Source organism: Micromonospora sp. NPDC002296 (assembly GCF_040296145.1).
Lineage (GTDB): Bacteria > Actinomycetota > Actinomycetes > Mycobacteriales > Micromonosporaceae > Micromonospora.
In genome coordinates this window covers 44858-56401 of the sequence record NZ_JBEOWQ010000017.1, presented here as the reverse complement: position 1 = coordinate 56401, position 11544 = coordinate 44858, and the positions used below count along the sequence as shown (strand labels likewise).

Genomic DNA, 11544 nt, shown 5'->3' with positions numbered 1-11544 from the left:
GAATAGCGGTGACTATCTGGGCAAGGACTACGGTCTGCGCCCCGAGGTTGTTGTAGGTGTCGCTACCACCGCCTATGGTGAACGTCAGTTTGGGGAGGGACAAGGCGTGACCACTGATAACAAGGCACCCGTGCCGGTATGGACACTCGCTACGGAGGCCGTCAGCGTGCCGGACGTGCTAGGCGATGAGGGCATGACACCGGCCCGACTCGCAGAGCTGAGAACAGTCCTGGCAACGCTTGCGGATTCCCCCATCGCCACGCTGGAAGCCCATCCGGTGTCCACCAGGCGCGATCGGAACGGCGGGATTCCGCTTCACGCAGCCAGTCCGCTCGCCCAGCAGTTGTCGCAGCTCGTGGCTCAGACAGCGAAATCAGCGACTCCGACGCTGAACATCGCCGCTACGGGTGACGTGCTCTACCGAATGGTGGTGCCGGCAAAGGTTGCCGCAGAGTTCGGTAAAGGGCTTGTACGGCCCATGGTCGCGAGGGCATCTGCAGGAGGTATTCACAGCGCGCTGGTCAGCTCCACCGGCATCGCAGCCCATGCCACGTTCGTGCCCGTTGCTGGCAAGACCGCTGTCGCAGGTGCCGCAACCGGCTCGGCCGCCACAGCTGGTGTGGCCGTGGCCAGCGCCGGAGCGTTGACAGTGGCCGCGCCACTTGTGCTGATGGCCGTCGCGGTCGGCGTCAGCGCCTACGCCGATCACCAACGCCAGAAAGCAATCGAGCGAATCACCGATCTCCTGGAGCAGTTACACGAAAACAGCCTCGAGAGCGAACGCGGCGAGCTGGACGGTTGCCGTGACGCGATCGATAAGGCCACGTCGATTCTCCTCGACCAGGGCCGAATTGGCCTGTCGTTAGGACTGGACTCCTCGTCGTACGCGATCAGTACGGCGATCGAACGAACCAAGCGCCGGCTCGCAAAATGGCAAGGCGCGCTAGCGGCGCTGCCCGACGGCCCGGTTGAGGTCGGTGCACTGACGAAATCATTCCCCGGCATCAACGAGGAAGGCGGCGAATTCCGCGCGCACTTGGAGCTTGCGCGACTCGCCATTGCTCTCAAGCGCCGAGTGCTCGTGCTTCAAGCAGTTGAACACGCTCAACTGGTGGAGGCGAGCAATCCGTTCAAGAGATTTATCGGTGCGTTGCGCGACGATGAGCGTCGCGTCGACGAGTTGGAGTCAGGCCTCAACTCAGTCCTACTTCGACTGTCGACTCTTGAGTTGAGGCGTTACGGCGGTTTCCGGAGCATTATGTTCACGCAGGGCGAGGTCGACGATCTACTCAAAGCCGCATATCGCCTTCGCGCCTTGGGTGACGGCCTGAACGTGGGAATCCACCAGGGTGACGTTGCGATTGAGATCGAACGAGGCAGCGACGGATCGCTCGTAGTTTTCCCTGCAGTCGCTGCCTGACCGGACCCCGCGCGCGTCCAGCGCCCGTCACGCGGCTGAGCTGGGGCTCCTCCGACGAACGGAGGAAACGCCCGCCGTTGGTCCACTATGGTCCCGTCGGCCGGACCGCAAAATGGCCAACCAGTGCGGTACCCGAGCAATCGGGTCGATGGGTAGCGTGTCGGGCACCTGGGGAGCTGGAGGAACATTGGCGACGCTGCTGCGCGACCTGATCGACATCCCGACGTCCGTGGGCGAGGGCGACTTCGTGGTGAAGGCGGCCGAGGGTGCCGACCTGAGCCGGTACGTCGTCACCGACCAGCTTCGGGAGAGCTTCGCCAAGGCGCTGGGGCGGATCGGCCACGCCGTCACCACCGGCCGCTCCCAGGCGCTGTTCCTGCACGGCTCGTTCGGCTCCGGCAAGTCGCACTTCATGTCGGTGCTGCGGGAGATCCTCGCGCACAACCCCGGGGCCCGGAAGATCCCCGGGCTGGACGGTGCGGTCGTCGCCGCCGGCGACTGGCTGCCGGACCGGAAGTTCCTCACCCTCACCCTGCACATGCTCGACGCGCGCTCCGTGGAGCAGGCGATCCTTGAGGGATACCTGCGTCACGTCACCGTCGCCCACCCGGACGCGCCGCTTCCCGCCGTACACCGGTCGGACGCGCTGCTGGAGAACGCCGCCGGCCTGCGCCGGACGCTCGGTGACGACAAGTTTTTCGAGGCCCTGGGCGGCGGCACCGTCACGGGCGGCGGCCTGGCGGCGATGCGGGCCCAGGCCGAGGGCTGGACCCCGCAGCGGTACGCCGAGGCCGCCGCGCAGCCGCCCGGCACCAAGGAGCGCGATGCGCTGGTCAGCGCCCTCACCCAGGCGTTCTTCAGCGGCGCGGTGCACAGCGCCGAATACCTCGACCTCGACACCGGCCTCGCCGTCATCACCCGGCACGCCAAGTCCCTCGGGTACGACGCGATCGTGCTCTTCCTCGACGAGCTGATCCTCTGGCTCTCCGGCCGGATCGCCGACCACACCTTCGTCAACACCGAGGGCGCCAAGCTCAACAAGCTGGTCGAGTCCGCCGACGCCACCCGCCCGCTGCCCCTGGTCTCCTTCGTGGCCCGCCAGCGCAACCTGGAGGAGTTCCTCGGCCCGCAGGTCGGCGGCACCGAGCGGGAGGCGCTGGCGCAGGTGATGCGCAGCGTCCAGGGGCGGTTCGGGGAGATCGTCCTCGCCGACACCAACCTGCCCGAGATCACCGAGGGGCGGCTGCTCAAGCCGAACGACGAGACGGCCCGCGCGGTCATCGACAACGCCTTCGCCGCGGTCCGGCACAACCGCGAGGTGTGGGACACCCTGCTGCTCGGCGCGCAGTACGGCGACGCCGGCATCGGCTCCGACGCCACCGCCTTCCGGCAGCTCTACCCCTTCTCGCCGGCCCTCGTGGCCACCCTCGTCGCACTCTCCCAGGCGTTGCAGCGGGAGCGGACGGCGCTGAAGGTGATGACGGAGCTGCTGGTCGAGCGGCGGGACACCCTGCGGGTCAACGACCTGATCGGGGTCGCGGCCCTGTTCGACCCGCTGGTGCTGCACGGCGAGCTGCCCGACCGCCCGGAGCTGCGCCAGAAGTTCGAGGCCGCCCGCACACTCTACCTGCGCAAGCTGCGCCCGATCCTGCTCGCCCTCAGCGGCATCGACGAGGAGAAGACCGCCTCGCACACCCAGTTCCAGCTCGACGACAAGCTGGTCAAGACCATCCTGCTCGGCGCGCTGGTGCCCGAGGTGCCGGCCCTGCACAACCTGACCGCCGCCAAGCTGCACGCGCTGAACTTCGGCTCCATCGCCGCGCCGATCCCCGGCTACGAGAACACGATGGTGCTCAACCGGCTGACGAAGATCCAGCAGGACGCCGGCGAGCTGCACCTGACCGACGACCACGACAAGGTCGTGTCCCTCAAGCTGCACACCGTCGACTTCGACAAGTTGCTCGACCTGGTGCCGCACAACGAGACCTCGGCCGGCGTGCGGCAGCAGTTGCTCCGGGAGCTGATCAGCGCCGAGATGGGTCTCGCCGGCAGCGAGGGCAGCCACGGCGAGCTGCAGCAGCCGCGCGACTGGCGGGGTCGGCGGCACGTCGTCCAGGTCAAGTTCGGCAACGTCCGGGACCCCGACACGATGCCGATCGCCGCGCTGCTCGCCCCCGACGAGTCCTGGCGGATCGTCGTCGACTACCCGTTCGACCCGCAGGACTACCCGCGCAGCGCCGACCGGGCCCGGATCGAGGAGCTGCCTCGGGGCTCCAACACGGTGTTCTGGCTGCCGCTCTACCTCACCGACGACCTGATGGGCCGGGTCGCCCAACTCGCAAAGATCAACTACCTGCTCGGCCTCGGCGGTGCGGGGGAGCGGATCAACACCCTCGCCGCAGATTGGCCCAAGGCCGACCGGCAGCAGGGCCGGGTCTACCTGCTGCAGCGGCAGACCCAGCTCCGCGAGGGCCTGATCACCGCGCTCAAGCAGGCGTACGGCGCGGCCAACGCGCTGCCCTCCGACGTGCACGACGACACCGTCGGGGTGCTGCACACCCTGGCCGAAGGACTGCGCATCGGCGACCCCCGGGGCGGGACCCTCGCCGACGCGTTCAAGAACCTCACCGCCGAGCTGCTGGAGTGGTCGTACCCGGGCACGCCGGCCCTGCCGGTGGAGGAGAAGCCGCTCACCCGCGGCGACCTGGCCAAGGTCTTCGAGTACGCGAAGCTGGCCGCCGCCGACCCCACCGGTGGCGTCTCCGTCGCAACCCCCGCCGACCAGCGGGTGCTCCGCCGGATCTGCAATCCGCTGCAGCTCGGCGAGCTGATCGACAACCGTTACGTGCTCACCATGGGCACCTGCTACTGGAGCCGGCACCTGCTGCAGGAGGCGGCCAAGGAGGACTACCGGGACCACTTCCCCGTGCACCGGCTCCGGGGCTGGCTGGACGTGCCGAAGCGGCGCGGCTTCGACCGCGACCTGCAGAACCTGATCATCGCCGTCTTCGCACTCGAACAGCAGTTGAGCTGGTACGACGGCGTTCGGAAGGTCAACGTCGGCGTGGTGAACGGCGTGGAGGACCGCTTCGAGCTGCGGCACCCGCCGATGCCGACGGAGGAGGCGTGGAAGGCGGCCGTCCAGTTCGGGCAGCCCTTCTTCGGCGAGGTGCTGCCCCGGTTCCGCAACCCGGCCAACCTCGTGGACCTGGCCGGGAAGATGCGGAACGTCGCCACCACGTACGCCGAGACCTCCGGGAAACTCGTGGCCAGTCTGAAGGAGCACGCCGCGCTGCTCGGCCTCAAGCCGGACGCGCAGGCCGGCCGGCTCGCCACCGCCCGGCGGGTCGCCGAACTGCTCGCCCAGGTCAAGGACGAACAGGACGACGTGGTGCTCGTCGGCGTGGTCGCCGAAGGGGAGAAGCGCCTCGGCGGCCTGGACGGCCTGGCCGCGAGCAGCGTCTACAAGCAGGCCGGGAAGCTCGGCACGGCGCTGGCCGCCACGCAGTGGCCGCTGATCAGGGCCGTGGAGCAGCGGGCCACGTCCGACTCGCGTGCCCAGTCCATCCTCGACCGACTTCGGGCCGCAGCCCAGGACGAGCAGCACGGCTCCGACCTGGCCAGGACGTTGCAGGAGGCTGTCGACGCCGCAGCCGCCCTGCTGGCCGAGAACAACCAGCCGGTCGTACCCCCGAGGCTGCCGGTCGTCGATCCGCCGCCGGTCATCTCGAACCCGCCGGTCGTCGACCCGCCGCCCGTCATCTCGAACCCGCCGGTCGACATCCCGAAGCCGCGCGATCCCAGGGATCCGGTTCCTCCGCCGCCCGCCGCCCGCCAGGCGATCGTGACCGGCACCGAGGAACTGGACCGGCTCGTCGGCGCGCTGCGGGTCGAGGTCGACGCCGGCAGGCGGGTCACCGTCACCTGGCAGGTCGAGGAGTCGGAGCGGCAACCGTGAGCCTCACCCGGGCCGCCGTCCGCCCGGCGGCCGTACGGCGCAAGGTCGAGGCGTGGCTCGCCGAGCGGGACGACAGCGACGCCATCGTGCTGCACGCCCGCCCCGAGTGGACCGACGAGCCGGTGCTCACCGTGGGGGACACCCCGGTGCGGATCGTGCCCTGCCCGACACCGATCGCCGCGCGGGCCGCGCTCGCCGACCGGGCCGCGAACGAGAAGCTCGTCCTGCTGACCGACCTGACCGACATGGAACTGGGCGACGGCCTGCTGACCCACGTCAGCATGCAGAAGGGGCGCAGCGTCGACCCGTGGGACGTGGTCACCCAGGTGTTCGGCGGCCAGGTGCGGCTCGACTCGACCCTGGTGCGCACCGGCCGCTGGGTCGCCGACGCCCTCACCGATCTCGCCCCGGTCGCGGGCTGGGCCCCACCCGCAGGCCTCATCCTCACCAGGGATCACGCCCTGCGGCACCTCGCCGGGGCGGTGCTCGGCCTCGACCCTGACGAGCTGGACGGAGCCGGCCTCCTCCAGTGGAGCACCGACGCACGCACCCAACTGCGCTTCGTCGACCTGCCCACCGAGTGGACCGACGGGATCGCCGCGTTCCTCGCCGAGGTGGCCGGCCCGGTCGCCGTGCCGGTCCTCGCCGCCGTCCGGGCCGGGCACGGCATCGACGCCATCCCGCTCGGCCTGCTCGCCGGGGTGCTCCGGCCCCGGGGTGCCGAGCAGCGGCCCGACGTGGAGCTGGTGGTCGCCCGGACCCGGCTCGAACCGCGCTTCGGCGGTGCCCGGCTGACGGAGGCGCAGGCGACCGCGTTCGGGGAGGCCACGGAGGCATGGATCTACCGGGCCCTTGACGGCGACGACGCCGTACGCCACGACGCGCATCGGATGCTGCGCCGGGCGGAGGGGATCGCGGCCGAGATCGACGTCGCCGGGCGGCTCGCCGCGTCGGCCCTGCTGCCGGCCGGCTTCACCCAGCGGATGCGCGCGTTCGGGGCCGCGGTGCGGCTCGCCGTCCCGATGGCCGGGCCGGGGCCAGCCGCTGAGCTGATCGAGCGGGTGCAGGACCGGCTCGCCGAGGTCGAGGCACACCGGTCGGCCGACCGGTCCCGGGTGGAGACCGCCAGGATGGGCGTCCGGCTGCTGCGGTGGCTGGCCGTGCCCGAGGGAGCCGCCCCCGCCACCATCCTCGACGCCGTGCACCGCCAGGTCCGCGACGACGGGTGGGTCGACCGCGCCCGGCTGGACGTCTTCGCCGGCGACGTCGACCAGCAGGTCGCGCAGGCGTACCGGCTGCTGCATGCGGCCGTCGATGCCCGTCGCGCCCGACACGACCGCCAGTTCGCCGAGCTTCTGCAGGACATGACCGGTGCAGAGCGGGAACCCGGTGCCCTGTTGCGGGTGGAGGATGTGCTGGACCGCGTCGTCCGTCCCGTCCTGGACGGCGGGCGCCGGGTCCTGATGCTCGTCCTCGACGGCATGGGTACCGCGGCGGGCATCGAGATCGCCGACTCACTCGGCCGCAGCGGCGTCTGGACCGAACTGACCCCCGGCGGTGGTCCTCGGACCGGGGTCCTCGCCGCGCTGCCGACGGTCACGCAGGTCAACCGGTGCAGCCTGTTCAGCGGGCGGATCGCCGTCGGCGACCGTAGCGCCGAGTTGCGTGTCTTCCGCGAGCAGTTCCCGGGCAGCGTGCTGCTGCACAAGTCCGACCTGCGCACCCCGGCCGGGCAGGCCGTCGACCCCGAGGTGGCCGCCGCCATCGCTGACCCCGCCGTCCCGCTGGTCGCCGCCGTCATCAACACCATCGACGACGCCCTGGACCGCAGTGACCCCGGAACCACGGAGTGGAGCACGGACACCGTCAACGGGCTGCGGGACCTGCTCGCGGTCGCGCAGGACCGGGTCGTGGTGCTGGTCTCCGACCACGGCCACGTCGTCGACCGGGGCACCGAAGCGGTCCTCCTGCCCTCCGACTCCAGCGAGAACCGGTGGCGCCCGGCGACGGGCGACCCCGGTGACGGCGAGCTGCTCTTCCGGGGCAGCCGGGTGGCGCTCGCCGGTGGGAAGGCGATCCTGCCCTGGCGGGAAGAGCTTCGGTACGGCCCGCGCAAGGCCGGCTACCACGGGGGTGCCGCTCCAGCCGAGGCCGTGATCCCACTGCTGCTCTTCGCGGTGCACGACGAGAACGCCGTCCCAGGGTGGGCGGGAGCGCCGGTGTCCAGCCCCGAGTGGTGGCGCGAGCCGCTGCGGCCGGCGGCGGGAGAGGCAACCACCAGCGAGGCCGCCCAACCGGAAAGCAGGCGTTCCATTCGCCGCCCCGCCCGGCCCGCCGTCCAGGACGAGGGCCTGTTCGACCTGCCCGCCCCGACTGCCGCGCCGGCCCCGCCCGAACCGCCGGCCGCAGCCGACCCCGCGACGGTCCTCGTCGATGCCCTGCTGGCCAGCCCGATGTACGCCGACCGCCGGGGCACCCGGGCACCCCTGCCCGACGAGCGGGTGGCCGCCATGGTCGTCACCCTCATCGCCGGCAACGGGCGGGCGACCCTGGAGACGCTGGCAACCAGGGCCGGCATACCCGTGCACCGGGTCACCGGCACGTTCACCGTGCTGCGCCGCCTGCTGCAGGTCGAGGGGTACCCCGTGCTCAGCCTTGACCCGGACGGGCAGACCGCCAAGCTCGACATCGCCCTGATGATCGAGCAGTTCGGGCTGGAGACCCCGTGGCGGTAGAGGTCAGCGCCCGGCGGCGCAGGGACATCGTCGACGCCCTCCGCCGGGGCGCGGTGCCCGGCAACGGTCTGGACGCCCTCGCCGTCGGACTGGACCGCTTCACCTCCACCCTCGACGAGGAACTGGACCGGGTCGCCGGTGGCGGCAGCGTGTTCAAGGCCGTGCGGGGCGAGTACGGTGCCGGGAAGACCTTCCTCACCCGGTGGCTGGGGGAGCGGGCGAAGCGCCGGGGATTCGCGGTGGCCGAGGTGCAGGTCTCGGAGCTGGAGACGCCGCTGCACCGGATGGAGACCGTCTACCGCCGGCTCGTCGAACAGTTGACGACCGAGCAGTTCGCCCCGAGCGCGCTGCGTCCGGTCCTCGACGGGTGGATCTTCGCTCTTGAGGAGGACGTGCTGGCCGCCGGCACGGCCGCCGAAGCCGACGCGGACGGGCTCGACCGGGCAGTCGGCGAGTTGCTCGAGCGCCGGCTGGCGGACATCTCCCGGAGCACACCCGGCTTCGCCGCCGCGCTGCGCGGCTACCGGGCGGCCATCGCCTCCGGCGACCAGGTGACCGCCGGAGGGCTGGCCGCCTGGCTGGGCGGTCAGCCCCACGTCGCAGCCTCGGTGCGACGGGCTGCCGGGGTCAAGGGGGATCTCGACCACTTCGGGGCGCTCAGCTTCCTGCAGGGCCTGCTGACGGTGCTCCGCGACAGCGGGCATCCCGGCCTGCTCCTGGTCCTCGACGAGGTCGAGACCCTGCAGCGGGTGCGGTCGGACGCCCGCGACAAGGCGCTCAACGCGCTGCGGCAACTGGTCGACGACATCTACGCCGGGCGCTTCCCGGGCCTGTTCCTGCTGATCACCGGCACCCCGGCGTTCTTCGACGGCCAGCAGGGCGTGCAGCGGCTCGCGCCGCTGGCCCAGCGACTCGCCACCGACTTCGGCCCGGAACCGCGTTGGGACAACCCCCGCGCCACCCAGCTCCGCCTCCCCGGGTTCACCGAGGCCGCCCTGGTCCAACTCGGGATACGGGTACGCGAGATATACGGCAGCGACCGGGTCACCGGGGTGGTCGGCGACGACTATCTCGCTGAACTCGCCCGGGCCGTCGCCGGCCGGCTGGGTGGTCAGGTCGGGGTTGCTCCGCGCGTCTATCTCAAGAAGCTCGTCGCCGATGTCTTCGACCGGGTGGACCAGTTCGCCGACTGGAGTCCCCGGGAGCACTACGCGCTGACGCTGCGCTCCGACGAACTGACGGAGGTCGAGCGGAACGCCGCCTCAGCCGACGACGTCGACCTGACCCTGTGAACGAAGAGGGCCTGCTCGACCCGGTGGTGCTGCACCACGTCGTCAACAGCCTCGGCTGGCCGGAACTGCGCCCGCTGCAGCGGGCCGCGATCGGGCCGCTGCTCGACGGGAACGACGCGCTGTTGCTTGCCCCCACGGCGGGCGGGAAGACCGAGGCGGCCACGTTTCCCCTGCTGTCGCGGATGGCGCGGGATGGCTGGACCGGCACCTCTGTGCTCTACCTGTGCCCGCTCAAGGCGCTGCTCAACAACCTGCACCCCCGACTCGAGCGGTATGCCGGCTGGCTGGGCCGCACCGTCGCGCTCTGGCACGGCGACGTCCACACCGCAGCCCGACGCGCGGTGCTCTGGCAGCGTCCCGACATCCTGCTCACCACGCCCGAGTCCCTGGAAGCCATGCTGGTGAGCGTCAACGTCGACCACCGGGACTTTTTCGCCGGGCTGCGGGCGGTGGTGGTCGACGAGGTCCACGCCTTCGCCGGGGACGACCGCGGCTGGCACCTGCTCGCGGTGCTGGAGAGGCTGACCCGGGTCGCCGGCCGGACCCTGCAACGGGTGGGGCTCTCCGCGACCGTCGGGAACCCGGCGGAACTACTGACCTGGCTGCAGGGCTCGGCGGCGGGCAGCCGGCCGGGGCGGGTGATCGCTCCCGACGTGCCCGCTTCCGCTTCCGCAAAGACTGCCGGCCCGTTGCCCGGCGAGGTCGAACTCGACTACGTCGGGTCGCTGTTCAACGCGGCGAAGGTGATCGCCGCCCTGCACTCCGGCGAGAAACGCCTGGTCTTCTGCGAATCTCGGCAGACCGTCGAGGAACTCGGCCAGTTGCTGCGGGAACGCGGAGTGACCACCTTCCTGTCACACGCCTCGCTCTCCGCCGACGAGCGACGCCGCTCCGAGCAGGCGTTCGCGGAGGCGAGGGACTGCGTCATCGTCTCCACCAGCACACTTGAGCTCGGCATCGACGTCGGCGACCTGGACCGGGTCATCCAGATCGACGCGCCCACCACCGTGGCGTCGTTCCTGCAGCGACTCGGCCGCACCGGCCGCCGCTCGGGCAGCACCCGGAACTGTCTGTTCCTGTGCCGTACCGGGCAGGAACTGACCCGGGCAGCGGCCCTTCTGTCGCTCTGGGGGCGTGGCTGGGTGGAACCGGTCGTCCCACCGCCCGAGCCCCGGCACATCGTCGCCCAGCAGATGCTCGCGCTCTGCCTGCAGGAGCACCGGGTCGGTGACCGCCTCTGGCCGCAGGCTTGGAACGCCCTCCCACCCTTCGGCCCTGGTGCCGAGCCGATCGTCCGTCACCTTCTCAACCACGGCTACCTCGACAGCGACGGGGGGATGCTGTTCATCGGGCCGGAGGCGGAGCGACGATTCGGCCGGCGGCACTTCATGGACATGACGGCGGTCTTCACCGGACCGCCCGAGTTCACCGTCCTGCACGGCCGCCAGGAACTGGGCCGGATCGACCCCAGCCTCCTCACCGAGGAGGCGCGGGGAGAGCGTCGTCTGCTGCTCGGCGGGCGGAGCTGGCAGGTCACGTATGTCGACTGGCGTAGACGGCGCTGTTTCGTGGAACCGGCCGATGGCGGTGGCCGGGCCAGGTGGACCTCGGCGGGCTGGCTCGGATCGAGCCACTCGCTCACCCGCGCGATGCGGGACGTCCTCCTCGGGGCGGACCCGCCGGTCCGGCTGACCAGCAGGGCGACGGACCGGTTGGCGGCCGAACGCGCCGACCGGGCCGCCGTGGTCCACCCTGGGGGGAGCCTCGTCGTCCGGGCACCGAACGGCGACCTGACCTGGTGGACCTGGGCGGGCCTGCGGGCGAACGCGACCCTGACGGCGACCCTGAGCGAGGTCGTCGATCCGATGCACCGGTTCGACGACCACACGATCCGGCTCCGCGCGGACCTGACCCGGGCGGAGTGGCGATCCCTGGTCGCCGACGCGGCACAGCGGATCTGCCTGCCCGAGGTCAGTGCCCGCGCCCTGGCCGGGCTGAAGTTCAGCGTCGCGCTCCCGGAGCGGCTCGCCCGCGCGACCCTCGCGGCACGCCTCACGGACGTGTCCGCAGCGGTGGGCGTCCTGGAGGAACCGGTCCGGTTCGTCGCCCTGACAAGTTGATCGCTTCCCGCAACTGCCG

Annotated in this window: 5 protein-coding genes; all 5 read left to right on the top strand. The window is 71.2% G+C overall.

Annotated elements, in window-relative coordinates; translation table 11 throughout:
* Nucleotides 1-106: 106 nt before the first annotated feature.
* Nucleotides 107-1420: a hypothetical protein gene (locus tag ABT023_RS15755; RefSeq protein ID WP_350885879.1), complete on the top strand. Its 1314-nt coding sequence runs from the start codon at nt 107-109 to the stop codon at nt 1418-1420.
* 148 nt (nt 1421-1568) lie between these two features.
* Nucleotides 1569-5378 carry a DUF6079 family protein gene (locus ABT023_RS15750; RefSeq protein WP_350885877.1) on the top strand — a complete coding sequence of 1270 codons (3810 nt, stop codon included), beginning with the start codon at nt 1569-1571 and terminating at the stop codon, nt 5376-5378.
* Nucleotides 5375-8113 carry a BREX-2 system phosphatase PglZ gene (gene pglZ / locus ABT023_RS15745; protein WP_350885875.1) on the top strand — a complete coding sequence of 913 codons (2739 nt, stop codon included), beginning with the start codon at nt 5375-5377 and terminating at the stop codon, nt 8111-8113. The genes ABT023_RS15750 and pglZ overlap by 4 nt, the downstream gene beginning before the upstream one ends.
* Nucleotides 8104-9405, top strand: a complete 1302-nt coding sequence (brxD, locus tag ABT023_RS15740; RefSeq protein WP_350885873.1) for a BREX system ATP-binding protein BrxD — start codon at nt 8104-8106, stop codon at nt 9403-9405. The genes pglZ and brxD overlap by 10 nt, the downstream gene beginning before the upstream one ends.
* Nucleotides 9402-11525 carry a DEAD/DEAH box helicase gene (locus tag ABT023_RS15735; RefSeq protein WP_350885872.1) on the top strand — a complete coding sequence of 708 codons (2124 nt, stop codon included), beginning with the start codon at nt 9402-9404 and terminating at the stop codon, nt 11523-11525. Before brxD ends, ABT023_RS15735 begins: the two co-directional genes overlap by 4 nt.
* Nucleotides 11526-11544: the final 19 nt, after the last annotated feature.

What these genes read in the sequence shown, in the direction of transcription:
- ABT023_RS15750 (WP_350885877.1), top strand. Translation starts at nt 1,569, where the DNA reads ATGGGTAGCGTGTCGGGCACCTGGGGAGCTGGAGGAACATTGGCGACG.